The sequence below is a fragment of the Microbacterium kunmingense genome (assembly GCF_023155745.1).
Classification (GTDB): domain Bacteria; phylum Actinomycetota; class Actinomycetes; order Actinomycetales; family Microbacteriaceae; genus Microbacterium; species Microbacterium kunmingense.
Map to the genome: position 1 here is coordinate 157,118 of NZ_JAKNUS010000007.1, position 25,728 is coordinate 182,845.

Sequence of the window (25,728 nt, forward strand, 5' to 3'; positions counted from 1 at the left end):
CCGCCAGCGCGCCGCACCCCTGCCGCACCGCGGCGCCGCCCGGCGCGGCAGTCACCGCGGCTCGTTCGTCGCAGACGTACGCACGGGAAGGCCCGAGGCGTACATGTGTGACGGATGAAGGCGGTGAACGCGTTCAGGGGGCCAGACCGTGGCCCTGGCGCGCAGCACCCCTTCCCGCCTCACCTCGCCCGGCCTCGACGCCACGCGCCGGTCACGGCGGCTCGTTCGTCGCAAACGTACGCTCTCAGAGACCCGCGGCGTACATGTGTGACGGATGAACGCGGAGGGGGGCGGGTCCGGGGGGCCAGACCGGGGGGCCAGAACCCGGGGCCCGACCGCGGGGCCCGACCGGGGGGCCAGACCGGGGGGCCCGACCGGGAGGCCAGACCGGAGGGCAGGTCGCGGGGCCGGGCCAGGCCGGGGCGGGGACGAGGGCGACGTGCCAGCAGGGAGGTGACCCCGCCCCCGGAAACACCGCGGATGGCACACCGCGGCGATCTACACTGTCGCCGTGCCGACACTCGCCGAGGCCCTGACGCAGGGAACCGTCGTGCTCGACGGCGGCCTCGGCACGCTGCTGGAGGCCCACGGGCACGACCTGACCTCGCACCTGTGGACCGCGCGGCTGCTGCACGACGACCCGGCCGCGGTGCGCTGGGCGCACGCGGAGTACTTCGCCGCGGGCGCGCGCGTGGCGATCTCGGGGTCGTACCAGGTGAGCTATGACGGCCTCGCCGCCGTCGGGGTGGAGCGGGCCGAGGTCGACCGGCTCCTTCACCGCAGCGTCGAGATCGCACGCGACGCCCGGGACGACGCCGGGCTGCGGTCCGGGGAGGCGTGGGTGGCCGCGTCGGTCGGGCCGTTCGGCGCCGCGCGTGCCGACGGTAGCGAGTACACCGGTGAATACGGGATGTCGGTGGCGGCGCTCCGGGAATGGCACCGCCCGCGCCTCGCCGCCCTCGCCGCCGCCGGGGCCGACGTGCTGGCCGTCGAGACGATCCCCTCTCTGGCCGAGGTGGAGGCAATCTGCGCCGAGCTCGACATCCTCGACGTGCCCGTCTGGCTGAGTGTCACGATCGCCGACGACGGCAGGCTGCGCACCGGTGAGTCGCTCGCCGAAGCGGCCGCGATCGCGGCATCCCTCCCCCTCCTCGTGGGCATCGGACTCAACTGCTGCGATCCGCGCCGGGTCGCCGACGCCCTCGGCGTGCTGAGGTCGAGTGTCGATGCCCCGCTGCTGGTGTACCCCAACAGCGGTGAGGCATGGCGGGCCGAGGAGCGGCGATGGACGGGCGCCGGCCGGTCATTGGCCGACGACGCCGCCGCATGGCGCGCCGCCGGCGCGCGAGGCATCGGCGGGTGCTGCCGCGTCGGGCCGGATGACATCCGCGCGATCGCCCGCGCGCTCGCCTGACCCGCGGAATCGCGCCCGGACGGGCCATCCGGTAGCATGGGAGGGTTGTCCGGCTGGGCCCCACGCCCGTGAGCCCGTGACGACGTGCACACACCCTCCTGCTGCCGGGAAATGCCTGGCAGCCGTTCTAGTCCGAAGGAGGTGGGTAAGTGACGCACATCCACCAGTACGAGCTCATGGTCATCCTGAACCCTGAGATCGATGAGCGCCAGGTCGCCCCGAACCTCGACAAGTTCCTGAAGGTCATCACCAACGCTGATGGCTCGATCGACAACGTCGACATCTGGGGTCGCCGCCGTCTCGCCTACGAGATCCAGAAGAAGACCGAGGGCATCTACGCCGTCGTGAACTTCACCTCGACCAGCGAGGCCGCTCAGGAGCTCGACCGTCAGCTGAAGCTCAACGAGAGCATCATGCGCACCAAGGTCCTGCGCGCCGAAGAGGCACAGGCCATGGTCGCCGCCGAGAAGAAGCGCGCCGACGAGAAGGCTGCCCGCAAGGCCGCCGCTCCCGCCCGGGCCTCGCGCCGCGAGTCGGCTGAAGCGAAGGCGTAACGACGATGGCCGGCGAAACGATCATCACCGTCGTGGGCAACCTCACGGCAGACCCCGAGCTGCGGTACACGCAGAACGGCCTGCCCGTCGCGAACTTCACGATCGCATCGACGCCGCGTACCTTCGACCGTCAGGCGAACGAGTGGAAGGACGGCGACGCGCTGTTCCTCCGCGCGAGCGTGTGGCGGGAGTTCGCCGAGCATGTCGCCGGGTCGCTGACCAAGGGTTCCCGCGTCATCGCGACCGGTCGCCTGAAGCAGCGCAACTACCAGGACCGCGAGGGCAACAACCGCACCTCCATCGAGCTCGAGGTCGACGAGATCGGCCCGTCGCTGCGTTATGCGACGGCCCAGGTCACGCGCGCATCGAGCGGCGGCGGTGGTGGCGGCGGAAGCCGTCAGCAGGCGCAGGTGGCGGATGAGCCGTGGGCGACCCCCGGCTCGTCGAACACCGGCGGCGCCGATGCCTGGAGCACGCCCGGGTCCGCCGCCTACGGCGACGACACGCCGTTCTAACAGATCTCAAGAAACGTAAGGAAAAACCATGGCTGGAAAGTCGAGCGGCGACCGCCGCAAGCCGCGGAAGGGCGCGAAGAACGCCGCTCCCGCGAAGGCGATCCGCGTCGGCGTCATTGACTACAAGGACGTCGCCACGCTTCGCAAGTTCATCTCGGAGCGCGGCAAGATCCGCGCCCGTCGTATCACCGGTGTCTCGGTGCAGGAGCAGCGTCTGATCGCCCGCGCGATCAAGAACGCCCGCGAGATGGCGCTCCTGCCCTACTCCGGCGCTGGCCGCTAAGGAGCATCCATGTCGAAGCTGATTCTCACGAACGAGGTCGCCGGCCTCGGCTCGGCCGGTGACGTCGTCGATGTCAAGGACGGGTACGCCCGTAACTACCTCATCCCGCAGGGCTTCGCCGTGCAGTGGACCCGCGGTGGCGAGAAGCAGGTGGCGTCGATCCGCGCCGCCCGCGAGGCCCGCGCCTTCCACGACCACGAAGAGGCCGTGGCGCTGAAGGACCGCCTGGAGTCCAACACCGTCAAGCTGACCGTCAAGGCCGGCGCCGAAGGGCGTCTGTTCGGCTCGGTCAAGACCGGTGACGTCGCCGACGCGGTCAAGGCCGCCGGTCTCGGCGAGCTGGACAAGCGCACCATCCACATCACCTCGCCGATCAAGGCCGTGGGCGAGCACGAGGCGACCGTTCGCCTCCGTGACGACCTCACCGCCGTGATCACGCTGCAGGTCGTCGCCGCGAAGTAGACGCGACCCGCACAGCGGATTCCGGATGCCGCGGAGCGGCCCTCTTCTCAGGGGGCGGCTCCGCGGCATCCGTCGTTTCGGGCCCGCTCCGCGAGACCGCACTTCGCCGTCGAGACACCATGTGTCGCGGTAGGTTTCGGCAACCGAATGCGGTCTCGGCATCGGGTGAGGCAGCGGGGCGACGAGTGTCACCGAACGTGGCGATAGCGGATGCCGCGGAGCGGCCCATCCCCAGGGGCCGGTGCCCCCGCGGCATCCGTCGTAGCGGCGTGACGGCCACGGTGCGTGTCCCCGCGCACGCACCGCGACCGGGTGTGTCACGCCGTACGGTTGCGCACCGTCCGCAGGACAGCGCCTGCGGCGATGAGTCCGAGCGCGAGCAGCAGCGCCGCTGGGCCGGTCATCGTCCCGCCAGTGGCGGCAAGGGGCACGGATGCGCTGGCGGTGCCACCCATCACGCGCTGCGCGGCGAGTGACGGCCCAGCGTATGTGCCGGCGACGCCCGACGTGCCGGGCTGTCCGGGGGTTCCGGGCGTGCCGGGCTGTCCGGGGGTCCCGGGCGTGCCGGGCGTTCCGGGCGTGCCGGGCGTGCCGGGCGTTCCCGGGGTTCCGGGCGTGCCGGGCGTTCCAGGAGTTCCGGGCTGTCCGGGGGTGCCCGGCGTACCGGGCGTGCCCGGGGTCCCCGGCTGACCCGGGGTTCCAGGCAAGCCAGGCGTGCCGGGTGTTCCCGGTGTTCCGGGCTGTCCGGGCGTTCCCGGTGTTCCGGGCTGTCCGGGCGTCCCCGGGGTTTCGGGCTGTCCAGGAGTCCCCGGGGTGCCGGGCGTCCCCGGCACGACCGTGGTCGAGCCGGTCTCGCTGTCTCCGCTGACCGAGATGGCATTGCCGCCGATGGTGACGGGTAGCGTGATCGGCGCCAGGATCTGGGATCCGCCGAGGATGCTGTCCTCGCCGGAGGTCACCCCGGTGATCCCGCCGTTCCCGCCCGTGTTCACGACGGTCGACGACGAGCTGTCGCTGTCGCCGATGCCGGAGACGGCGTTTCCGACGACGGTGACGGGTGCGGTGATGGGGGCGATGACCTGGGTTCCGCCGAGGATGCTGTCCTCGCCGGAGGTCACACCGGTGATCCCGCCGCCGGTGCCGCTGCCGTTCCCGCCGGTGGTGACGGCGGTGTCGGAGTTGCTGTGGCTGTCGCCGATGCCGGAGATGGCGTTTCCGGCGACAGTGACGGGTGTGGTGATGGGGGCGATGACCTGGGTTCCGCCGAGGATGCTGTCCTCGCCGGAGGTCACCCCGGTGATCCCCCCGCCGGTGCCGCTGCCGTTCCCGCCGGTGGTGACGGCGGTGTCGGAGTTGCTGTGGCTGTCGCCGATGACCGAAACGGCGTTGCCGGCGACCGTCACCGGCGCATCGACCGACACGATCCCTTGGGTGCCACCGAGGATGCTGTCCTCGCCGGAGGTCTCGGCCGTGACCGGCGCCGAGACGGGCGCCGACATGGTCGTCGACGACTCCGACGAACTGTCGCCGATCACCGAGATGGCGTTCCCGGAGACGGTGACCGGCGCGTCGACGTCGAGGACGGCCTGCGAGCCCGATCCGATCCCGTCGGAGCCGTCGGTGGTGGCTGCCGACGAGCCGCCGCTTGTGGGCGCGGTCGACGTCTCCGCTGACGACTCGCTGTCGCCGATCACCGAGACGGCGTTGCCGACGACCGACACCGGTGCGTTGAGTTCGACGACGGCTTGGGTGCCGGAGAGGAGGCCGTCCTCCCCCGTGGTTTCGGCCGCGGTGGCGACCGTTGCGCCGAACAGCGTGAGACCGCCGGCGATCACCGTGCCCCAAAGGGCACGTTTGACGAACGTGTGCATGAAAGGTTCTCCCTTGAACTGATGGATGTCGCGCGAACGCGGATGACTCTGCGGGCGCCGCAAAGCGGCGCGGAGTCCATCAGTCGGGAGAGGAATCGGTGTCGTAGATCGGCGCCCCGGGCAGGCGGTCGTCGTCGGGACCGGCGCGTCGCATCCAGGCACGGTATGCGAAGAGCGGTCCGAAGGCGATCAGCCCCCAGGCGCCGAAGCCGGCGCCGCCGGACGCGGCGGCGGTGGCATCGCCGGGGAGAACTCCCCCGGGTGAGTCGAAGGGTCCGCCGCGATCGAAGGCGACGGCGGGGATGGTGGACGCGTCGCTCGCTTCCGCCGTTGTGACGACGGTGTGCGTTCCCGGTCCGATCGGCGCCGGGGATGCACCGTACAGGCTCTGGAAGAGCTGAAGAATGCCGGATGCTGCGAGCGAGGCCGTCTCGGCTGCATCCGCCTTCTGAGTTTCCGGAACGGCGACGTCGACGATCGACGTGGACGGAACGAGGGAAGGCCCGGTCTCAGGGCGGTCGGTGGAAAGCGGCGGCCGGACAACGGGCAACGCGGGGATCGGGGCGGCGGGCGCGACGTTGTCACCCGACTCGCCGATCGTCTCACCGATCGACCCGAGGCCGCCGTCGAGCGATCCGCCGACCTGCTCGACCGCGTCGGGAAGGCCGAGTTCCTCGGCAACGTCACCGACGATCGGCGTGTGCTCGACGACGTCGGTCACGACGCCCACAACCCCCGACACGGGTCCCTGCTCACCCACCGACTCCACCACGTCACCGACGGTGTCGAGTGCGGATGACGCGACGTCGGCCACGGGGGTGACGATGGGCTGCAGCGGGGCTGCGTCCAACAGGACGCCCGCCTTATCGGTGACACCGTCGACGGCGGACCCGGCTGTGCCGGTGAGGGCGCCGACAGCGTCGTTGACGACCACTGCTCCGCCGCCGACGATCTCGCCGACGGCCTCTCCGGCCATGTCGAGGACAGGTTCTGCGACCGTGTCGACCGCGTCCGCGACGGGCTCGGCAACCTTCTCGACCGTCGCGGTCCCCCCGCCGACCACGTCACCGGCGGTCTCGACGACCGGCTGAGCCACCGGGCCGACAGCCTCCGTGCCGCTTTCTGCGACGGTGGTCACGGCACCCAGCAGTCCCCCAGAATCCTGCGACTCATCGGCGAGTGCGCTCGAGGACGACAGTCCGAGCACGAAGGACACCAGCATCCATCCGATCGCGACGCCCAACCCCGCCAGCACAAGCTGCGCGAGTCGCGGGTTCCGACCGGGGACTGCCGAGTCCATCCTTCACCTCCGCACGCGAATGATTCGCTCCGCGCGTCATCGCGCGGATCTGGGGTGCCTGGATTTCCGACCCTATGACTGAGCTATGAGCCTGTCAAGGGGCCCCGGATCGAGCCGCAGCTCGAAGCACAGCGAGTTCGGCATGGTGGCGCGGTACGGCTCGTACACCGGAATCGGGGTGAATCCGAGGCTGGAGTACAGCGCGATCGACTCCGGTTGCGGAGCGCCGGTCTGCAGGATGAGGCGTCGTGCGCCGCCTTCCACGGCTCGGTCGATGACCCGGTGGGTGAGGGCGCGGCCGATGCCGCGGCCGCGAGCGCCGGATGTCACGACGAGACGTTTCAGTTCCCACTCGGCTCCAAGGCGGCGGAGCATGACGTGTCCCGCCGGCTCGTCATCGAGGAGGGCGATCCAGGTCGATACGACGTCATCCGGCGCTACGCGAAGCGCCTCGATCCGCGCGGCCGCGACCTCGGCGGGCTCGTCTCGGTTCAGCGGACCGTACCGTCGGTCGAGGTCCTCATCGAGGTGGGCGCGCAGGCTCGTGGCTCGCGGATCGTCCACGTCGACCTCGAGAATCTGATACGTCACCCTTCCATCCTCGCGGTGTTGCGGCATCCGGATGACCGCGGACACCGCTCGCAGGTTGTCCACACCTGTTTGTCAAGTCGGCAAACCTTCAACGAATACTTCAACCACATCGTTATCCACATTCTGCGGGTCAGGAAAAGCCTGATCAAAGGCAATATCAGACGCGACTGACCCGCCCATTCCCAAAGTTGTCCACAGCGGTTGTTCACAGGCCATGCGGCGTTTCGCGCACAGTTTGCACAGAGTTATCCACAGGTCGTCTTGCGACTGTCGGAGCCCCTCCTTAGCGTGAGTGGAGCTCAGGACGAGCCGCGCGCACAGCGTCGATGTGGACGCTGCGGGAGATCACCGACCCGGGGCCGGCGTGACGGTTCGTTGCTTTCGCGCGCGCACAAGAAGTGGGAGAACACATCGCCTATGTCGATCGCAGACATCTCTGATGAACGCATGGGCGGTCGCCGCGAGCCGGAACGCACGCCACCGCACGACATGGCCGCCGAGCAGAGCACGCTCGGCGGAATGCTGCTGTCGAAGGATGCGGTCGCCGACGTCATCGAGACGCTGCGCGGCGCGGACTTCTACATCCCGAAGCACGAGGTCATCTACGAGGCGATCCTGTCGCTGTACTCGCACGGCGAGCCGACCGACGTCATCGCGGTCACCGACGAACTGATCAAGACCGGCGACCTGCAGCGCGCGGGCGGTGCTGACTACCTCCACACGCTCACCTCGATCGTGCCGACGGCGGCAAACGCGGGCTACTACGCATCGATCGTGGCGGAGCGCGCGCTGCTGCGCCGTCTCGTCGAGGCCGGGACGCGCATCGTGCAGATGGGCTACAAGGGCGAGGGCGATGCGATCGAGCTCGTCAACAACGCCCAGGCCGAGATCTACTCCGTCAACAGCGGGCAGGAGACCGAGGATTACGTCCCGCTGACCATTGCCGTCGACGCTGCGGTCGACGAGATCGAGGCCGCGCGGGGGCGCGACGGTCAGATGACCGGCATCCCGACCGGTTTCTCAGGACTCGACCAGCTCACGAACGGTCTGCACCCCGGTCAGATGATCGTCGTCGCGGCACGGCCCGCTATGGGCAAATCAACCCTGGCTCTCGATTTCGCGCGTGCGGCCGCGATCAAGAACAACATGCCGACTATCGTCTTCTCCCTCGAGATGGGGCGAAGCGAGATCGCGATGCGCCTGATGAGCGCCGAGGCGGCTGTGCCGCTGCAGAACATGCGCAAGGGCACCCTCGATTCGCGCGACTGGACGACGATCGCCTCCACGCGCGGCCGGATCAATGACGCGCCCCTTTACATCGACGACAGCCCGAACATGACCCTCGTCGAGATCCGCGCGAAGTGCCGTCGCCTCAAGCAGCGGGTCGGTCTGAAGATGGTCATCATCGACTACCTGCAGCTGATGACGAGCGGCAAGCGCGTCGAGTCGCGTCAGCAGGAGGTCTCGGAGTTCTCCCGTGCCCTGAAGCTTCTCGCCAAGGAACTCCAGGTGCCGGTGATCGCCCTGTCGCAGCTGAACCGTGGTCCCGAGCAGCGAGCCGACAAGAAGCCGGCGCTGTCAGACCTCCGTGAATCGGGATCGATCGAGCAGGATGCCGACATGGTCGTCCTCCTTCACCGGGAGGCGGCGTATGAGCGCGACAGTCCCCGCGCGGGAGAGGCCGATCTGATCGTGGCCAAGCACCGCAACGGGCCGACCGACACCGTCGTCGTGGCGTTCCAGGGTCATTTCTCGCGGTTCACCGACATGGCTGTGGGGATGTAGGACAATTGTAGGGATTTTTCTAAAATGTCCATTTCGCAGATGAAGTGTCCACGTGGTGTCCATATGGACATTTCGGTCGGGTGGTTCGGGTGATCTCTCCTGCAGCAAGGGGATAGCTGCTGGGCGGGAGACGTAATTCACGCACAGGCGGCCGGTTCGAGGCGGTAGGTCTCACGCGATGCCACAAACAAATCTGAGCATGGACACCACGATTTCCTCAGTACTCCGGAATACCCTAGGGGGGTAGGGGTGTTAGGGTGGGTGTCGCCGATTCTGGCGCATCACCGACGGAAGGAAACCATCATGGCCACCAGCGAGTACCAGGTCACCGGCATGACGTGCGGACACTGCGAGATGTCCATCCGTGAAGAGGTCTCCCAGATCCCCGGCGTGGACGAGATCCAGGTGAGCGCCCAGACCGGCAAGCTCGTCGTGTCTTCCACCAGTGCTCTGGATGACGCCGCCGTGCTGGCCGCGGTCGACGAGGCTGGTTACTCCGCGGTGCGCGCCTGATGAACGCTGCGGGACGACTCAGCCTGTATGGCGCCGGCGTCGTCGTGGCTTTCGGCGGGGCGTTCGGCATCGCGGCAGCTGTCGTCCCGGACAGCGCCGTCGCCAACTGGACGGCCGCGGCTGACGACAGCTCGATGGCCGATCACGCCGGCATGACCGGCGAGGACACCGCCGAGACCGCCACCATCCCCGGCGTCTCCCTCTCCGGTTACGGATACGAACTCAGCCCGATCGCCGCGCCCACCGGAACGGGCGAGTCAGGCGAGTTGAGCTTCCAGATCCTCGACGCTGACGGGACTGCGCTGACCGCGTACGAGTCCTCGCATGAGAAGGACCTGCACCTGATCGTGGTGCGCACCGATGGAACCCAGTTCCGGCACGTGCACCCCACGCTCGACGAGGCCACCGGCACCTGGACGACCTCCTGGGAGTGGACCGAAGCCGGCAGCTACCGGATCTATGCCGACTTCGTGCCGGACGTCGCCGACGGCCCCGACAAGGTCACCCTGACCCGCACGGTCGACGTCGCGGGCGCGTTCACCCCGAACCCGGCGACCGCCACGTCGACGACAAGCGAGGTCGACGGGTACACGGTCACCCTCGATGGGGACCTGACCGCGGGGGAGAGCTCCGAGCTAACCTTGTCGGTCACCCGTGACGGGCAGCCAGTCACCACCCTGCAGCCGTACCTTGGGGCCTTCGGGCACCTCGTCGCGCTGCGCGATGGGGACCTGGCCTACCTGCACGTGCACGCCGAAGGCGACGACCCGCAGGACGGCGACACCGCCGGACCCGACATCCGATTCGCGGCCGAGGCGCCTACCACCGGCCGGTACCTGCTCTACCTCGACTTCCAGGTCGACGGGCAGGTCCACACCGCCGAGTTCGTCGTGGACGCCGGGCACGGCACCGGCGACACGGACACGGACGACACACACAGCGACACGGGCGACGGTCACTGACCGCCCCGCGGTGATCTGAGAGAAGAAGGAACACCATGAGCACCACAGCCCCCGCAGAACAGACCGCGGACTCCGCCGTCGAACTCCAGATCGGCGGGATGACCTGCGCCTCCTGCGCGATGCGGATCGAGAAAAAGCTGAACAAGCTCGACGGCGTCGCCGCCACGGTCAACTACGCCACCGAGAAGGCGAAGGTCACCATCCCCGCCGGATACGACCCGGCCCTGCTGATCGCCGAGGTCGAGAAGACCGGCTACAGCGCGGCGCTTCCGGCCCCGAAGAAGGCCAAGAACGACACCGCCGAGGGCGGGGACGCGGACGATGCCGACCCGGAGCTGACCAGCCTCCGCAATCGGCTCATCGTCTCCATCGTCCTGAGCGTCCCGGTCATCGCGATGGCGATGGTCCCCGCCCTGCAGTTCACCTACTGGCAGTGGGCGTCGTTGGCGCTGGCGGCGCCGGTCATCGTGTGGGCGGCGTTCCCGTTCCACAAGGCGGCGTGGGCGAACCTCAAGCACGGCACCGCGACGATGGACACGCTCATCTCGATGGGCACGACCGCCGCGTTCCTGTGGTCGCTGTACGCGCTGTTCTTCGGCACCGCCGGCACCCCCGGGATGACGCACCCGTTCGAGCTCACCCTCGCCCCCTCGGAAGGAGCCGCGAACATCTACCTCGAAGTCGCCGCCGGGGTGACGATGTTCATCCTCGCCGGCCGCTACTTCGAGAAGCGGTCCAAGCGTCAGGCCGGCGCCGCGCTGCGCGCGCTGCTCGAGCTCGGCGCGAAGGAAGTATCCGTGCTGCGCGACGGGGTGGAGACGAAGATCCCGGTCGAGGACCTGCAGGCGGGGGACGAGTTCATCGTCCGCCCGGGCGAGAAGATCGCCACCGACGGTGTCGTGGTTTCCGGCACGTCCGCCGTGGACGCCTCCATGCTCACCGGCGAATCCGTCCCGGTCGAGGTCGCCGAAGGCGACCCCGTCACCGGAGCCACGGTGAACGCCGGCGGACGCTTGGTAGTTCGCGCCACTCGGGTCGGCTCGGACACGCAGCTGGCGCAGATGGCCAAGCTCGTCGAGGACGCCCAGACCGGAAAGGCTGAGGTGCAGCGCCTGGCCGACAAGATCTCCGGCGTGTTCGTCCCGATTGCGATCCTCATCGCCGTCGTCGCGATGGGGGCATGGTTGGGTGCCGGGTTCCCTGTCGCTGCCGCGTTCACCGCCGCCGTCGCCGTGCTGGTCATCGCGTGCCCGTGCGCCCTGGGTCTTGCCACGCCGACCGCGCTGCTGGTCGGCACCGGCCGCGGCGCGCAGATGGGCATCCTGATCAAGGGCCCGGAAGTGCTGGAATCCACCCGCAAGGTCGACACCGTCGTGCTCGATAAGACCGGCACCGTCACCACCGGCAAGATGACCCTGGTCAACGTCGTCACCGAGCCGGGCACCGATGCGGACGAGCTACTCCGCCTCGCCGGTGCACTCGAAGACGCCTCCGAGCACCCCATCGCGCAGGCGATCGCGAAGGGCGCCACCCAGCAGACCGGCACCCTCCCCACCGTGGAAGGGTTCACGAACCTGGAAGGCAAGGGCGTGCAGGGTGTCGTCGACGGACACGCACTCATCGTCGGCCGGGAATCGCTGCTGGCCGAGTGGTCGCTGCGCCTGAGCGCCGAGGTTGCCGCCGCGAAGGCGCAGGCCGAAAGCGAAGGCAAGACCGTCGTCGCCGTCGGATGGGATGGTGCCGCTCGCGGCATCCTCATCGTCGCCGACACCGTCAAGCCGACCAGCAAGGAGGCCATCGCCCAGCTCAAGGCACTCGGCCTGACTCCGGTGCTGCTCACCGGCGACAACGAGGCGGTCGCCCGCCAGATCGCCGCCGAGGTCGGTATCGACCAGGTCATCGCCGAAGTCCTCCCGAAGGACAAGGTCGATGTCGTCACCCGCCTCCAAGGCGAGGGAAAGGTCGTCGCGATGGTCGGAGACGGTGTCAACGACGCCCCCGCGCTCGCGCAGGCCGACCTCGGCTTGGCGATGGGAACCGGCACCGACGTCGCGATCGAGGCCTCGGACATCACCCTGGTCCGCGGCGACCTGCGCAGCGCCGCTGACGCGATCCGGCTGTCCCGCAAGACCCTCGGCACTATCAAGACCAACCTGTTCTGGGCCTTCGCCTACAACACGGCCGCGATCCCGGTCGCAGCCCTCGGTCTCCTCAACCCGATGCTCGCCGGTGCCGCCATGGCACTGTCCAGCGTGTTCGTCGTGGGCAACAGCCTGCGTCTGCGCGGATTCAAGAGCATCGCCCGCTGACCGGGCAACCCGGCAGCACCTACCACCCACATCGGAAGGAACACCACCCATGTCCAGCTGTTGCAGCACCAGCGCCCCCGCCCCCGGCGGCCGTGAGAACCTCCTCGACGCCGCCGGTGGCGCCGACATGACCACCTGCCCCGTGATGGAGGGCACCCCGGTCAACAAGGCCACCGCCGTGGCGGCCGGCCTGTTCCGCGACTACGAGGGCGAGCGGTACTACTTCTGCTGCGCCGGCTGCGGTCCCGCGTTCGACGCGGACCCGGCCCGCTACGCCGCCGCCATGGCCTGAGCCTCACTCCCGGTGCCCACACACCCCGTGCGGGCACCGGGAGACCGGACCCTTCATGACCTCCACCATCGCGGCCGCCCGCGAACCGGGCTACATCACCGACCCCCGCACCTACCGGAACCGGCTGCGCCGTCTGGAAGGGCAGATTCGCGGGCTCACCGGGATGATCGAGCAGGAACGCCCCTGCATCGATACCCTCACCCAGATCTCCGCCACCCAACGCGCGCTCCAGGGTGTCGGTCTCGCCCTGCTGACGGACTACCTGCGCCACGCGCACGCCACCGGCACCCTCACCGACGACACCGTCCTTGATGCCGCCTCGACCGCGATCACCCAGCTGATCCGGTCCTGACCCTGCCCTCCTCGCAGCGCCGCGACCCCCGTACCCCGGAAGCGAACTGCACCTCATGCCCACCCACCATGTCCTCATCCTCGGGGCAGGAGCAGCCGGCGTCGCCGCCGCAACAGCCCTCGCCCGCCACGAGGACATCCACGTCACCCTGGTCGGCAGAACCCACGAGACCCCGTACATCCGGATGCACATCACCGGCGTCGCGTTCGGTCCCACCTTGCCCGAGACCATCCACGCGCCGCTCCCGCCCGTCACCGTGCTGGCAGACACCGCCACCCACCTCGACCCGATCAGCCGCATCGTGCACCTCGCCTCCGGCGCACAGTTGCGCTACGACGCGGTCATCATCGCCACCGGCAGCCGCCCGGACACCCTCACCCCGGGCCTGCCCGGGCGGCACACTCCCGCTGCACGGCACCAGGTCGTCACCCTGCACAGCATCCAGGACGCCCAACAGATCCGAGAACACCTCACCCGCACCGCCGGGCCGTCCCGGGTCGCGATCTACGGCGGCGGATTCACCGGCGCGGAGACCGCGTCCGCACTCCACGCCGCCGGACATCACGTCGCCCTCATCAGCCGCTCCCGCATCCCCGGGCGGGCCTCCTTCGGCGCGCAGATCGCCGCCCACATCACCGGCATCCATCGCGGCAAAATCACCACATTCCTGGGCCGCACGATCACCGCCGTCCGTGACAGGAGCCCGCTGCTGGGGATCACCCTGGATGACACCACCACGCTCTCCGCCGACCTGCTCATCACCGCCCTCGGCAACGCCCCCACCGCACCGGGACCGTTCTCTTCCGGGGTGCCTGTCGATGACCGGCTGCGGAGCACTGCCCCGCACGTGTACGCGGCCGGCAGCACCGCCATACACCGCGACGACCACCTCGGGATCTGGCGCCTGGATCACTGGGCCGACGCGGCCGCGCAAGGACAGCACGCCGCCGCCGCGGTGCTCCACGACCGCACCGGCGCCGCCGACCCGGGACCCTACCGTCCTCGTAGCTCCTACACGTCACTGATCCACGGCACCGCCATCACCGGCATCGGGTACACCATGACGCCCGCCACCGAAGGACAGGGCCCAGGACCCGGCACCCTCGTCACGCACACGCTCAACGGTGCTCTGGTGGGGGTGAGCGGTGTCGACGCGGTCGCCACCGTCCACGAAACCGCCCAGCACCTGCACGAGAGCGCCGCATGACCGCCGCCACCCCTGTGACCCCGGCCACTCGTGCCCGCGGCGGGTTCTGTCTCGCCGTGACCGGCACCGTCGTGCTAATGGCGGCCGCGTCGGCGCCTTCCCCGTTCTACCCGCAACTCACCGAGCAGCTCCAGCTGCCCCCGGTGGCCACCACTCTTATCTTCGCGATCTACGCCATCCCGCTGCTGCTCGCACTGCTGACGCTCGGGTCGCTTTCTGACCGGGTCGGGCGTCGCGGCATCCTCACCGTCGGATCGGTGGCCCTGTCGGTGAGCCTGCTGATGTTCTGGGCCGCCGATTCCTTCCTGCTGCTGCTCGCCGCCCGCGCCCTGCAAGGCCTGGCGGCGGGACTGCTGGTCCCGGTTCTGAACGCCATGATGGTCGACCACGAACCCTCCCGCTGGCTGGGGGCGGCCGCGCTGGCCAACACCGTGGCCCCCATGGCCGGTCTCGGGCTCGGGGCGCTCACCGCCGCTGGACTGCTGGACCTACCCGGCATCGACGCGGGCACCATCTTTCTGCTCCTCGCCGCGGTGTTCCCTCTCCTCGCCGCCACCGCCTGGACCATTCCCACCCCACCCGTCCTTCCCGGGGACGCGGGACCGGACCCACGGGCCCGGCGGGTCTCGGCGGCGACGCGGCGGCGGATCATCGTCTCGGTCGCCCCCGCCATCATCGCCGGGTGGGTCACCAACGGTCTGTTCCTCGCCCTGGGACCGGGGATCATCGCCACCCGGTTCCACGCCGACACCTACCTGCACCAGGCCGGGTCCATCATCATCCTCGCCGCGGCCGGGGTGGTCGCCGCCACCGCACTGCAGGGGGCCACCGCCCGGCGGATCAGCGTGTTCGGGGCCGTGTCTCTCGGCGCAGGCACCGTGCTCAGCCTCGCCGCGCTGGCCGTGCCAACTCTGCCCGGGTACCTCGCCAGTGTCGCGGTCGTGGGTGCCGGGTTCGGGACTGCCTTCATGGGCGCGATGCGCACCCTGCTGCCGCACGTCGACCCCGGGCAGCGCGCCACCGTTATGGCCGTGATCTACACGATCTCCTACCTCGCGATGTCCGTCCCCGTCGTGCTGGCCGGCTTCCTCGTCCCCGCTCTCACCCTCCCTGGAGCCGCGGCCGTGTTGGGGGGAGTGGTGGTGCTGCTCAGCATCACCGCCACCCTCACCCACCTGCGCACCCCCACGGAGCTCACACCGCCCGCCACGCAACATCGACCGAAAGGGACCCGCCGACCATGACCGCCCCCGCGCCCCGCCGTTCCCCCCACCTCACCCGGCGACGCTTCCTCGCCCTCGGCGCCACCGCCGCCGCGGTTGGAGCTCTGGCCGCCTGCACCCCCACCCCCGCCTGGGTCAGCCCGACGGGAGCGGCCGTCGACCGCACCGAACGGGGCCGTGGCGGCACCGGCCGCGTGGTCACCGCGACGCTGACGGCGGCGGCGGCGACCCTCGATCTGGCAGGAACACCCGCGTCCACGTTCTCCTACGGCAGCATCCCCGGGCCTGTCCTGCGCGTCCAGGCAGGAGACACCCTGCAGGCCACCCTGCGCAACACCCTCCCCGTCGACACGTCCGTGCACTGGCACGGCCTGGCACTCCGCAACGACATGGACGGCGTCCCCCCACTCACCCAGACCGCGACCCGCCCCGGCGAGTCGTTCCAATACGAGTTCATCGCCCCCGACCCCGGTACGCACTGGTTCCACCCGCACGTCGGCGCCCAGCTGGACACCGGCCTATACGGGGTGCTCATCGTCGAAGACCCGAATGAGCCGCTGCGCTACGACGACGAATGGGTCATCGTCCTCGACGACTGGCTGGACGGGGTCACCGCCACCCCCGACGCGGTGCTCGAGCAGCTGCGAGAAGGAATGGGCGACATGGGCGGGCACGGCGACATGTTCATGCGGATGGGGAACATGCTGATGGGCGCCGACTCCGACCTACTCGGCGGCGACGCCGGCGACGTGTACTACCCGCACTACCTGATCAACGGCAAACCCGCCGCCGACCCCGCCCAATTCACCGGCACGCCCGGCACGCGGGTACGGATCCGGCTGATCAACGCCGGCGGCGACACCGCGTTCCGCGTCGCCATCGGCGGGCACCGGCTGACCGTCACCCACACCGACGGGTTCCCCGTCGACCCGGTCGCTGCCGATAGCGTCCTGGTGGGAATGGGGGAACGCTACGACGTGATCGTCACCCTGGGCGACGGTGCGTTCCCCCTGGTGGCGGAGGCCGAAGGCAAGCGGGAACGCGGCTTCGCCATCATCCGCACCGGCAGCGGACAGGCGCCCACCCCGGACGCGGACATCGCCGAACTGGGCGAAGGCCGCGTCGTCGCGGTGGCGAGCATGCTCTTCGCCGCACCCGAGGTCACCCTCGACCGTCGTGACGTGGACCGCACCCTCGACCTCACCCTCACCGGCAGCATGGCCAATTACGACTGGGGGTTCAACGGCACCCAGTTCGACATGCACAACCCGTTGCGCGGCGCGCACGCACTGGTCGCGGGGGAACGGGTGCGGCTGCGGGTGACGAACGACACCGACATGTGGCACCCCTTCCACCTGCACGGCCACACCTATCAGCACGCCGGTGGCGGCCCCCGCAAAGACACCTCCATCGTGCTGCCGAACCAAACCCTCGACCTCGAGTTCGACGCCGACAACCCCGGCCAATGGATGACCCACTGCCACAACATCTACCACGGCGAAGCCGGGATGATGACCGTGCTCGCCTACCGCCCCTGAGCACCAGCAGTCCAGGGAATACACGCCACACCCCACCTGTTGTCATACCCGTACGGGGTATAGCCTGGAGGGGTTCGGACGCAGACAAACGAGGCAGCGACGACGGCTGCCGCCCCGGACCCACATCACGGAGAGCAACGGATATGAGCCACGACCATCACCACGAAGCACCCGCCGGCACCCCCGCCGATGACATCGTCACCTGCCCGGTGATGCCCGGCAGCACCGTCAGCAAGAGCACCGCGGAAGCCCAAGGCCTCTACCGGGACTACGACGGGCAGCGGTACTGGTTCTGCTGCTCCGCCTGCGGCCCCCTCTTCGACGCCGACCCCGCCAAGTACGCCACGGCCGCCTAACCGACCACAGGCCGGGGATACCGGTCACCAGCCCCCACATTCGCGAGACGCAAGGAGCAACATTGTCACCCCAGAAGGTCCTCATCCTGGGAGCCGGCGCCGCCGGCGCGGCCGCGGCGCGCGTTCTTCACGGTTCCGGCACGGTGAGCGTCACCCTCGTCGACCGCACCGGACAGGCCCCGTACAACCGCACCCTGGTCAACAAGGGGGTCGCGATCGGGCTGCTCACCCCGGAACAGGTCGTCACCCCCGGGGTGGAGGTCATAAGTGACACCGCGGTCGAGGTCGACCCACAGGGAAAGACCGTGCGGCTCGCATCCGGCCGGATCGAACCGTACGACGCGCTCCTCCTCGCCACCGGCAGCACCCCCCGCTTGCTGCCGGACACGCTGCCCGGCCTGACCGCCGCCACGGAGGCAGGACGGGTCACCACCCTGCACTCCCTGGAAGACGCGGTCGCCGTCCGCGACCTCCTGGGCACGCTTGGCCGCCCCGCGCAGATCGTCATCTCCGGTGCCGGTCTGGTCGCGGCCGAGACCGCCACGCTGCTCCGCGACCGTGGACATCAGGTCACCCTCCTCGCCCGCGCGACCACCCCCGGGGTCAGCGTGTTCGGCGCCGGCGCCGCGGAGCGCCTCGCCGCCGCGCACCGGGAGCACGTGGACGTCGCGTTCGGCCGCACCCTCACCGCCGTCACTGACACCGGCACACAGCTCGAGCTCGCCTTGGACGACACCACACAGCTGACGGCGGATCTGCTGATCATCGCCCACGGAACCACCCCGACCGGCCCCGCCCCTTGGGAAGACGGGGTCATCGTGGACGGGAAGCTGCGCACCGCCACCCCCGGCGTCTACAGCGCCGGCGGGGTCGCCGCACACTATGACACCACCCTGGGCGCCTGGCGCATCGATCACTGGTCGGACGCGGCCGCGCAGGGTGAACATGCCGCACGCACCATGCTCGCCGACCTCGGCGCCGGCACCCACCCGGGCGACTACCAGCCCCGCGCCCCCTTCACGGCAACCGTGCACGGCATGATGGTCGCCGGTGCCGGGATCACCGGGGGTCACACCTCCGCACGCATCGACACTACCGACCCGCTCCTGGTCGTCCACGAGCATGACGGTGTCCCCGTCGGGGTGCTCGGGCTGGACGCCGTGCCCGCGGTGTTCGGGTGGATGCCGAACCTTCATACTCCTGCCGCGACCGATCCGCAGGACCTCGCCTCCGCGGGAACCGCGACGGCAGACTCACACCAACGCTAGGCACAGGGAAGTGAACCGATGACTGACCCGCACGCACACCACACCGACCACCCCACCGGCAAGGCCGCCACCGCCACCGGGGGAGACACCCGCCACGGCGACCACACCCCCGAGCCGCCCACCCAGCACGACACCCACACCGGCCACGGCACGCAGGCCAGCCACGGGGACCACGCAGGTCACGATGGTGGTGGCCACGGCGGCGGGCACGGTGGGCACGGGGATCACGTCGGCCAGTTCCGGCGACTGTTCTGGATCAACCTGATCATCGCCGTCCCGGTCGTGGCGTTCTCCCCGATGTTCGCGATGATCCTCGGCTACACCGTCCCCGACTGGGCACTGTTCATCGCCCCCGTCCTCGGCACCGTCATGTACGCGTGGGGCGGGTGGCCGTTCCTGACCGGTGCGGTCAGCGAACTCCGCTCCCGCAAACCCGGCATGATGCTGCTGATCGGTCTGGCCATCACGGTCGCGTTCTTCGCGTCCTGGGGCGCCACCCTGGGCCTGCTGCACCACGAGCTGGAGTTCTGGTGGGAGCTGGCGCTGCTGATCGTGATCATGCTGCTCGGTCACTGGATCGAGATGCGCTCCCTCGCCCAGACCAGCTCCGCGCTGGACACCCTCGCGGCGCTGCTCCCGGATGAGGCAGAGCGCGTCGAAGGGGACCAGATCGTCAAGGTCTCACCCGCCGACCTGCAGGTCGGGGACGTGGTGGTGGTCCGCCCCGGCGGCAGCGTCCCCGCCGACGGGAAGATCGTCGACGGCCGCGCCGACATGGACGAGTCCATGGTCACCGGTGAATCCCGCCCCGTCGCCCGCGGCACTGGCGACCCCGTTACCGCGGGCACCGTCGCCACAGACTCCGGCCTTCGCGTGGAGGTCACCGCCACGGGGGATGAGACCACCCTCGCGGGTATTCAGCGGCTGGTCACGGAGGCACAGAACTCGTCCTCTCGGGCGCAGCGGATCGCCGACAAGGCGGCGGCGCTGCTGTTCTGGTTCGCGCTGGGCGCCGCCGCGATCACCGCGGTGGTGTGGACTGTCGTCGGCAATCCCGATGCGGCGGTCGTGCGCACCATCACCGTGCTGGTCATCGCCTGCCCGCACGCGCTGGGCCTGGCGATCCCGCTGGTGGTGTCCATCGCCACTGAGCGCGCCGCCCGTGGCGGGGTGTTGGTGAAGGACCGGCTCGCGCTCGAGAGCATGCGCACCGTCGACACCGTGCTGTTCGACAAGACCGGCACCCTCACCAAGGGCGAGCCCACCGTCTCCGCCGTGGAACCGGTCGGTGACCTGGACGCTGACCAGGTGCTCGCGATCGCCGCGGCGGCCGAGGCCGACAGTGAGCACCCGCTCGCTAGGGCCATCGTTCGCGCCGCGAAGGACAAGAACCTGACCCTGCCGAAGGCGACCGGGTTTTCCTCTTCCCCGGCGGTCGGTGTCACCGCGACCGTCGACGGTGCGGAGATCCGTGTCGGCGGTCCCCGTCTGCTCGAGGACGTCGGTGCCAGCGAGGTCGACACGGCGGACGCGTGGCGTAGCGAGGGCGCGATCATCCTGCACGTGACCCGGGACGGAAAAGTCATCGGCGGGCTCAAGCTCGCCGACGAGATCCGCCCCGAGTCCCGTGAAGCCGTCGATGCCCTGCACAAGCTGGGTGTCCAGGTGGTCATGATCACCGGCGACGCCGAAGCCGTCGCGAACGCCGTCGGCGCCGAGCTGGGCATCGACCGGGTCTTCGCGCACGTGCGCCCGGAGGACAAGTCCAGCAAGGTCGCCGAGCTGCAGAAGGAGGGCCGCAAGGTCGCGATGGTGGGCGACGGCGTCAACGACGCCCCCGCCCTCGCGCAGGCCGACGTCGGCATCGCGATCGGCGCCGGCACCGACGTCGCGATCGCGTCCGCCGGGGTCATCCTCGCGAGCTCCGACCCGCGCAGTGTGCTGTCGGTGATCCAGCTGTCGCGTGCGGCGTACCGGAAGATGAAGCAGAATCTGTGGTGGGCTGCCGGGTACAACCTGATCTCCGTGCCGCTCGCCGCCGGCGTGCTCGCCCCCATCGGGTTCGTCCTGCCGATGTCGATCGGTGCGATCCTGATGTCCCTGTCCACCGTCGTGGTCGCCCTGAACGCGCAGCTGCTGCGCCGCATCGACCTCAGCCCCGAAGCCAGCACCCGCGCAGCGCTGGACAGCTAAACCCGAAGGAACCCGGCCATGACCACACCCGCACCTGACACCGCTCACGCCCCCCACGGGTACATCACCGACAAAGACCGATACCTGAACCGGCTCAAGCGGATCGAAGGTCAAGCGCGGGGCATCTCGAAGATGGTCGATGAAGAGAAGTACTGCATCGACATCCTCACCCAGATCAGCGCTCTGACCAGCGCCCTGCAGGCCGTGGCCGTCGGGCTGCTTGACGACCACCTGAAACACTGCGTGCTCGACGCGGCGCGCATGGAGGGTGACCAGGCGGAGCAGAAGATCAAGGAAGCCAGCGACGCGATCGCCCGTCTGGTCCGGTCCTAACCGGACCAGACGGGCGATCCCACGCTGCTGCGTCCACGTCCCCGGTAAGGGGACACTCGGTGCCTTGGCCGAGCGGTCAGGCAACGGCCTGCAAAGCCGTCTAGACGGGTTCGACTCCCGTAGGCACCTCGCATACGGCCCGTCGCGTGCCCGGCGGGCTATCCGGGCAGAATCGTGATGCCGCTGGTCTCGTCGACGATCACGATGCGGCCCGCGGCGTCCATACCGACCGCCTGCACCCGGCCGTCCACGCGACCTGCCGGCTCCCAGCTCGCGGCACCGGCTCCGGTCACCCAAATCTGCCCATCGGTGCCGACACCGACCACCTGAGTCCGGTCGGCCGCAGCCCCCAACGTGTACAGCAGCGGCGCTTCGGGCCACGCCGCGAAGGACGCACCGCCGTCCGTGCTGATCTGCACACCCTCTTCGGTGGCCGCGATCACCCGTCCGCGACCGTCGACGGCGAGACTGGCCGCTACCAGATCCGCACCGGTAGGTTCCCAGGTCAGCCCGGCGTCGTCGCTGCGGATCACGTCGCTGACGTCCGTGGCGATGGCGTACACCGTGTCATCGGCGCCGGCGGCGAGGGCGTGGAAGTCTTTCTCCCCACCGAACACCACCGACTCCCAACTCACCCCTGCGTCGGTGCTGCGCATCACGCCCAGGTTCGGTGCCCCCCACTCGGCGGGGCTTCCGGGGCCGGGGTGACCGGACGCGATCAGTGTCTGCGAAGTGGCGGTGAGTCCCATCGCGTCGAAGCTGTCCGTGCTGACCCGGCCACCCCACTCCCCGGTGTCGGTGACCTCGTAGATGCCTTCATGCGTTCCCAGGAGAAGCTGGTCAGTGTCCGGGGCGACGACCACCGCGTGGACATGGCTCGGTACCCCGGTGCGCCCGTCCCCAGCCGGCGGCGACGTCGGAGTGTCCGCGCACCCCGCCAGCATCAGGAGGGCGGAAGCAGCGGCGCCCGCCGCCAGTGTCTTCGTATGGACGTGCATACGCGTACCTCCGCGTTCGAAGAGTGGGGGCACCGCGCATGGCAGCGGCGCCCCCACTCGACGGATCGGGCTCAGAGCTGGCCGAGCAGATCCTGCATGGTCTCGATCTCCGCGGACTGTGTATCGACCACGGCTTGCGCGAGCGCCAACGCGTCCGCGTTCTTCCCGTTGGCGAGTTCGGTCTCGGCCATCTCGATCGCCCCCTGGTGGTGGGCGATCATCTGCTCCAGGAACAGGGGTGCCGCCTCGGCCCCGGACGCCGACTCCAGCGCCGCCATGTCCTCGTCAGACATCATCCCGCCGCCGTGCTCCATCTCACCCATGTCCATGTCGTCACTGGACACGCCCCACTCGGCGAGCCATCCCTGCATCGTCTCGATCTCCGGCTGCTGGGCGTCCTTGATCTGCTGAGCCAGATCCAGCACCCGCTGATCAACGTCGCTCTTGGCGAGGATCATGTCGCTCATCTCGACGGCCTGCTCGTGATGCGGGATCATCATCATCGCGAACATCGAATCCGCCATGTTGAAGTCCGCCTCCGCCGATTCCGACGGGGCCGACGACGACCCACCATGATCCATTCCAGGCATGCTGCCTCCGTTGTCCGCGCAGCCGGCCAGGAACAGCACCGCTGCCAGCGGTACGGCCGCGACCGCTGCCAAACGCATCTTCTTGTTCATCATCAGTCCTCTCAAACACTCGTGAAACCCGCGTACGGGCAATGAACCTCACCCCCGCCCCAGAGGGCAGGGACAGTGCGTGTCACGTTCGGCTGATCGACAGCTCCAGGAGTGAGGGAGGCCGGTCCGGGGCCGGCCGGCACCGCGTCACCGGCGGACGCAATGCATGCCGCTCCCACACAGACGACCATGCGGCGCGGGGGACCAGCAGCACGAGGGCGGCTGCCAGCAACGCCAGCACGCACATCATCATCAGAACGTCATGGCCCCCGCTCGGGCTGCACGACGCGCACGCCTCCGCATCCTCATCGCCGGTCGCGGGCGCCGACGAGTGGTGAGGTGCCCCGCCCGGCATCTCGACATTCTCCGAGGTCGTAGGGGCGGTGTGTCCCGAGGAGATCGTGTGCATCCCCATCAACCCGACGATGACCGCTGCAGCGAAGCACACGGCAACCAGCCACCGCACCGGGTGCGGCAGCCGCAGGCGCAACGCGGACAGGCCGATCATCCCGTCCAGCCTACCGTCCGTACCATACCCCCGCACCGTAACCCAAGGGGGTCGCCGGCATCCGGAACAGCGACGTAACGTAACCCCCTCACCGATTCAAAGGAGAAGGCCGTGACCGTCACCGCCCAAATGTTCGACACCCACCCCCGAGCCAACGACATCGCCAACCGAGACGCGCTCCTGGCCTGTATCGACGCGTGCCTCGAGTGCGGCCAGGCTTGTACGACCTGCGCCGACGCCTGTCTCAGCGAGGAGATGGTCGCCGATCTGACCACCTGCATCCGTCTGAACCAGGATTGCGCCGACCTCTGCGACACCACCGCGCGCCTGCTCTCTCGCCACACCGGCACGGACACCACCGTGCTTCGTGCCGCGCTGGAGGCGTTGCGCGCAGCGTGCGCCGCATGCGCCGCCGAGTGCGACACCCACGCGGACATGCACGAGCACTGCCGGGTCTGCGCCGACGCCTGCCGCCGCTGTGAACAGGCCTGCACTAACCTGCTCGCGACGCTCTGACACCCTTCCTCCGCCGACCGCTACCGCGGCGCTGGGGGGCCCGGCTCAGCGGTGGCGGACAAGGGCTGGCTCGTCCTCGGTGAGGTGCGCGGTCTCGATCTGGAAGGTCGAGTGCTGAATCGACACCGGGAAGTGACCGGCCACGCATTCGCGTACCTCGTGCAACACCTCCGCGGCATGCCCGTCGGTGAAGCACTCATCCTCGACCACCACATGCGCGGTCAGGGTGGGCAGGCCAGTGGCGACCGTCGATGCGTGCAGGTCGTGCACGTCGGTGACGTGTTCGAGCTCAAGGATGTGCCGGCGTACCTCGTCCAAGTCGAGCCCGGCAGGGGTGAACTCCATGAGCACCCGGGTGGTGTCGCGCATCAAAATGATCGCGCGCGGCACGATCAGTCCCGCGATCAGGAGCCCTGCAATCGCGTCGGCCTGCTGGAACCCGGTCGTGGCGATCACAATCGCGGCCACGATCACCCCGAGCGAGCCGAGTGCATCGTTGATCACCTCCAGGAACGCTGCCCGCATATTGAAGTTCGCGCCGCGGCTCGAGGAGAGGATCACGATCGCGATCACATTCGCCGCGAGGCCGACGATGCCGAACACGAGCATCTCTCCCGCGGCGACCTCCGGCGGCTCGAACAGGCGTCGGATACCTTCGACGGCGGCGTAAGTGCCCACCACCAGCAGCAGTGCGGCCTGCCCGAGTGCGGCGATCACCTCGATGCGTCGGAATCCCCAGGTCCGCTTCGGATTAGCCGGCCGCAGCATCAGCGTCGCCGCGATCAGCGCGACCAGCAGACCGGACGCGTCGGTGATCGCGTGTGCGGTGTCCGTCAGCAGCGCCAGGCTGCCGGTGACGATGGAACCGATCGCCTGCGCGATCACGATCGTCGCCGTCAGGCCGAACGCGATCCACAGTCGTGCTCGGTGATCCCCGGGCGCTCCTGCCTCGGTAGTCGGTGCACCGTGGTTGTGACCCGCACCCATGTCCCACTCCTTACTTGGTCAGTGACCAATTTCCTTGATCGGTGACCAAGATACTACAGTGTTGGTCACTGACCAAGCTCGGAGGAGAGACCTGTGGCCGACCGACTATCCCGCCGCGACGTCATCCACGCCGCCTTGGCCCTGCTCGATCGCGGCGGGGCGGACGCCATCACCCTCCGTGGGATCGCCCGACATCTCGACGTTCACCTCAACTCGGTGTCGCTGCAGGTGGGGAGCAAAGCGCGCCTCTTCGACCTGATGGCAGACGCCATTCTCGGCGAGCTCTCCTTCGACGACCTCCCACACCCGCCGATCGACCGGGTCAAAGAGATCTTCCGCCGCTACCGCCAGGTCCTTCTGAACCACCGCGACGGCGCACATCTCGTCTCGGGTACGAGGGTCTCCGAAACCAACACCCTGCGGCTAGGGGAGGCGGTGATTGCCGCGCTGCTCGATGCCGGCGTCGACCCCGACCTCGCCGTCACCACCTTCTGGAGCCTCAACTACCTCGTGGTCGGACTCGTCCACGAAGAACAGACCACCCCCGAGGACGGCGCCCACCGCTTCGAGCAGGAACTCGCCGCACATTCGTTCCCCGCACTCACCAGCGTCCGCGATCTCTTCCTCGACGACAACGCCGCCGCACACCTTGAATTCGGCATGGACGCGCTCCTGCACCGCGCCCGCCACCTCGACTGAGCATCATCGTCAGCGGCGA

General features: G+C 69.2%; 27 protein-coding genes and 1 tRNA gene. 21 read left to right on the forward strand and 7 right to left on the reverse strand.

The window, feature by feature from the left end:
* Window positions 1-511 precede the first annotated feature (511 nt).
* The 5 genes from mmuM (at window position 512) to rplI (ending at window position 3,228) form a co-directional block, all read left to right on the forward strand.
* Window positions 512-1,414, forward strand: coding sequence for a homocysteine S-methyltransferase (gene mmuM, locus MA875_RS11900; RefSeq protein ID WP_248242497.1), 903 nt, complete (start codon window positions 512-514; stop codon window positions 1,412-1,414).
* Between the two features lie 149 nt (window positions 1,415-1,563).
* Window positions 1,564-1,968: a 30S ribosomal protein S6 gene (rpsF, locus tag MA875_RS11905; protein ID WP_308221525.1), complete on the forward strand. Its 405-nt coding sequence runs from the start codon at window positions 1,564-1,566 to the stop codon at window positions 1,966-1,968.
* Between the two features lie 5 nt (window positions 1,969-1,973).
* Window positions 1,974-2,483 (forward strand): single-stranded DNA-binding protein, encoded by a 510-nt coding sequence (locus MA875_RS11910; protein WP_248242498.1) that lies wholly within the window; start codon window positions 1,974-1,976, stop codon window positions 2,481-2,483.
* Between the two features lie 28 nt (window positions 2,484-2,511).
* Window positions 2,512-2,766, forward strand: coding sequence for a 30S ribosomal protein S18 (gene rpsR / locus MA875_RS11915; protein ID WP_124291977.1), 255 nt, complete (start codon window positions 2,512-2,514; stop codon window positions 2,764-2,766).
* A gap of 9 nt (window positions 2,767-2,775) precedes the next feature.
* On the forward strand, window positions 2,776-3,228 hold the full coding sequence (gene rplI, locus MA875_RS11920) for a 50S ribosomal protein L9 (RefSeq protein WP_248242499.1): 453 nt from the start codon (window positions 2,776-2,778) through the stop codon (window positions 3,226-3,228).
* Window positions 3,229-3,545: 317 nt separating this feature from the next.
* Here the strand turns inward: rplI and MA875_RS11925 are convergent, their stop codons facing one another.
* The 3 genes from MA875_RS11925 to MA875_RS11935 all read right to left on the reverse strand — a co-directional run bounded on the left by MA875_RS11925 (window position 3,546) and on the right by MA875_RS11935 (window position 6,990).
* Window positions 3,546-5,099 (reverse strand): chaplin family protein, encoded by a 1,554-nt coding sequence (locus MA875_RS11925; protein ID WP_248242500.1) that lies wholly within the window; start codon window positions 5,097-5,099, stop codon window positions 3,546-3,548.
* 79 nt (window positions 5,100-5,178) lie between these two features.
* Window positions 5,179-6,399 (reverse strand): hypothetical protein, encoded by a 1,221-nt coding sequence (locus MA875_RS11930; RefSeq protein WP_248242501.1) that lies wholly within the window; start codon window positions 6,397-6,399, stop codon window positions 5,179-5,181.
* A 72-nt stretch (window positions 6,400-6,471) separates the two neighbouring features.
* Complete coding sequence (locus MA875_RS11935; RefSeq protein WP_248242502.1) at window positions 6,472-6,990, reverse strand: GNAT family N-acetyltransferase; 519 nt, start codon at window positions 6,988-6,990, stop codon at window positions 6,472-6,474.
* Window positions 6,991-7,407: 417 nt separating this feature from the next.
* Between MA875_RS11935 and dnaB the strand changes: the two genes are divergently transcribed.
* The 14 genes from dnaB (at window position 7,408) to MA875_RS12005 (ending at window position 21,450) form a co-directional block, all read left to right on the forward strand.
* Window positions 7,408-8,775, forward strand: coding sequence for a replicative DNA helicase (gene dnaB, locus MA875_RS11940; protein WP_248242503.1), 1,368 nt, complete (start codon window positions 7,408-7,410; stop codon window positions 8,773-8,775).
* Between the two features lie 303 nt (window positions 8,776-9,078).
* The gene (locus tag MA875_RS11945) at window positions 9,079-9,288 is read left to right on the forward strand and encodes a heavy-metal-associated domain-containing protein (RefSeq protein ID WP_067119704.1); all 210 of its coding nucleotides are present in this window, start codon (window positions 9,079-9,081) and stop codon (window positions 9,286-9,288) included.
* The gene (locus MA875_RS11950) at window positions 9,288-10,250 is read left to right on the forward strand and encodes a DUF8832 domain-containing protein (protein WP_067119702.1); all 963 of its coding nucleotides are present in this window, start codon (window positions 9,288-9,290) and stop codon (window positions 10,248-10,250) included. The genes MA875_RS11945 and MA875_RS11950 overlap by 1 nt, the downstream gene beginning before the upstream one ends.
* 35 nt (window positions 10,251-10,285) lie before the next feature.
* The gene (locus MA875_RS11955) at window positions 10,286-12,559 is read left to right on the forward strand and encodes a heavy metal translocating P-type ATPase (RefSeq protein WP_067119698.1); all 2,274 of its coding nucleotides are present in this window, start codon (window positions 10,286-10,288) and stop codon (window positions 12,557-12,559) included.
* A gap of 49 nt (window positions 12,560-12,608) precedes the next feature.
* Complete coding sequence (locus MA875_RS11960; protein WP_067119694.1) at window positions 12,609-12,851, forward strand: YHS domain-containing protein; 243 nt, start codon at window positions 12,609-12,611, stop codon at window positions 12,849-12,851.
* A 55-nt stretch (window positions 12,852-12,906) separates the two neighbouring features.
* A complete protein-coding gene (locus tag MA875_RS11965) occupies window positions 12,907-13,203 on the forward strand; it encodes a metal-sensitive transcriptional regulator (protein ID WP_067119691.1) in 297 nt (98 codons plus the stop codon).
* A 55-nt stretch (window positions 13,204-13,258) separates the two neighbouring features.
* Window positions 13,259-14,410: an FAD-dependent oxidoreductase gene (locus MA875_RS11970; RefSeq protein ID WP_067119688.1), complete on the forward strand. Its 1,152-nt coding sequence runs from the start codon at window positions 13,259-13,261 to the stop codon at window positions 14,408-14,410.
* Window positions 14,407-15,654 (forward strand): MFS transporter, encoded by a 1,248-nt coding sequence (locus MA875_RS11975; RefSeq protein WP_184214646.1) that lies wholly within the window; start codon window positions 14,407-14,409, stop codon window positions 15,652-15,654. The genes MA875_RS11970 and MA875_RS11975 overlap by 4 nt, the downstream gene beginning before the upstream one ends.
* Window positions 15,651-17,171 (forward strand): multicopper oxidase family protein, encoded by a 1,521-nt coding sequence (locus tag MA875_RS11980; RefSeq protein WP_101305190.1) that lies wholly within the window; start codon window positions 15,651-15,653, stop codon window positions 17,169-17,171. Before MA875_RS11975 ends, MA875_RS11980 begins: the two co-directional genes overlap by 4 nt.
* A gap of 143 nt (window positions 17,172-17,314) precedes the next feature.
* Window positions 17,315-17,527: a YHS domain-containing protein gene (locus MA875_RS11985; RefSeq protein WP_067121084.1), complete on the forward strand. Its 213-nt coding sequence runs from the start codon at window positions 17,315-17,317 to the stop codon at window positions 17,525-17,527.
* Between the two features lie 62 nt (window positions 17,528-17,589).
* Window positions 17,590-18,795 (forward strand): FAD-dependent oxidoreductase, encoded by a 1,206-nt coding sequence (locus MA875_RS11990; RefSeq protein WP_067121082.1) that lies wholly within the window; start codon window positions 17,590-17,592, stop codon window positions 18,793-18,795.
* A gap of 18 nt (window positions 18,796-18,813) precedes the next feature.
* Complete coding sequence (locus tag MA875_RS11995; RefSeq protein WP_067121080.1) at window positions 18,814-20,988, forward strand: heavy metal translocating P-type ATPase; 2,175 nt, start codon at window positions 18,814-18,816, stop codon at window positions 20,986-20,988.
* Between the two features lie 18 nt (window positions 20,989-21,006).
* The gene (locus MA875_RS12000) at window positions 21,007-21,321 is read left to right on the forward strand and encodes a metal-sensitive transcriptional regulator (RefSeq protein ID WP_067121078.1); all 315 of its coding nucleotides are present in this window, start codon (window positions 21,007-21,009) and stop codon (window positions 21,319-21,321) included.
* Window positions 21,322-21,379: 58 nt separating this feature from the next.
* Window positions 21,380-21,450, forward strand: a tRNA-Cys gene (locus MA875_RS12005).
* Between the two features lie 29 nt (window positions 21,451-21,479).
* Here MA875_RS12005 and MA875_RS12010 read toward each other — a convergent pair.
* The 3 genes from MA875_RS12010 to MA875_RS12020 form a co-directional block, all read right to left on the reverse strand.
* A complete protein-coding gene (locus MA875_RS12010; RefSeq protein WP_082914452.1) occupies window positions 21,480-22,319 on the reverse strand; it encodes a F510_1955 family glycosylhydrolase in 840 nt (279 codons plus the stop codon).
* A 71-nt stretch (window positions 22,320-22,390) separates the two neighbouring features.
* A complete protein-coding gene (locus MA875_RS12015; RefSeq protein ID WP_067121076.1) occupies window positions 22,391-23,002 on the reverse strand; it encodes a DUF305 domain-containing protein in 612 nt (203 codons plus the stop codon).
* 79 nt (window positions 23,003-23,081) lie between these two features.
* Complete coding sequence (locus tag MA875_RS12020; protein ID WP_067121074.1) at window positions 23,082-23,507, reverse strand: DUF6153 family protein; 426 nt, start codon at window positions 23,505-23,507, stop codon at window positions 23,082-23,084.
* Between the two features lie 129 nt (window positions 23,508-23,636).
* Here MA875_RS12020 and MA875_RS12025 point away from each other — a divergent pair, with 129 nt between their 5' ends.
* Window positions 23,637-24,023, forward strand: coding sequence for a four-helix bundle copper-binding protein (locus MA875_RS12025; RefSeq protein WP_067121088.1), 387 nt, complete (start codon window positions 23,637-23,639; stop codon window positions 24,021-24,023).
* 45 nt (window positions 24,024-24,068) lie between these two features.
* On the opposite strand, the gene MA875_RS12030 is transcribed toward MA875_RS12025, so the two are convergent.
* The gene (locus tag MA875_RS12030; protein WP_067121073.1) at window positions 24,069-25,010 is read right to left on the reverse strand and encodes a cation diffusion facilitator family transporter; all 942 of its coding nucleotides are present in this window, start codon (window positions 25,008-25,010) and stop codon (window positions 24,069-24,071) included.
* 93 nt (window positions 25,011-25,103) lie between these two features.
* Between MA875_RS12030 and MA875_RS12035 the strand changes: the two genes are divergently transcribed.
* Window positions 25,104-25,709 carry a TetR/AcrR family transcriptional regulator C-terminal domain-containing protein gene (locus MA875_RS12035; protein ID WP_067121071.1) on the forward strand — a complete coding sequence of 202 codons (606 nt, stop codon included), beginning with the start codon at window positions 25,104-25,106 and terminating at the stop codon, window positions 25,707-25,709.
* Window positions 25,710-25,728: the final 19 nt, after the last annotated feature.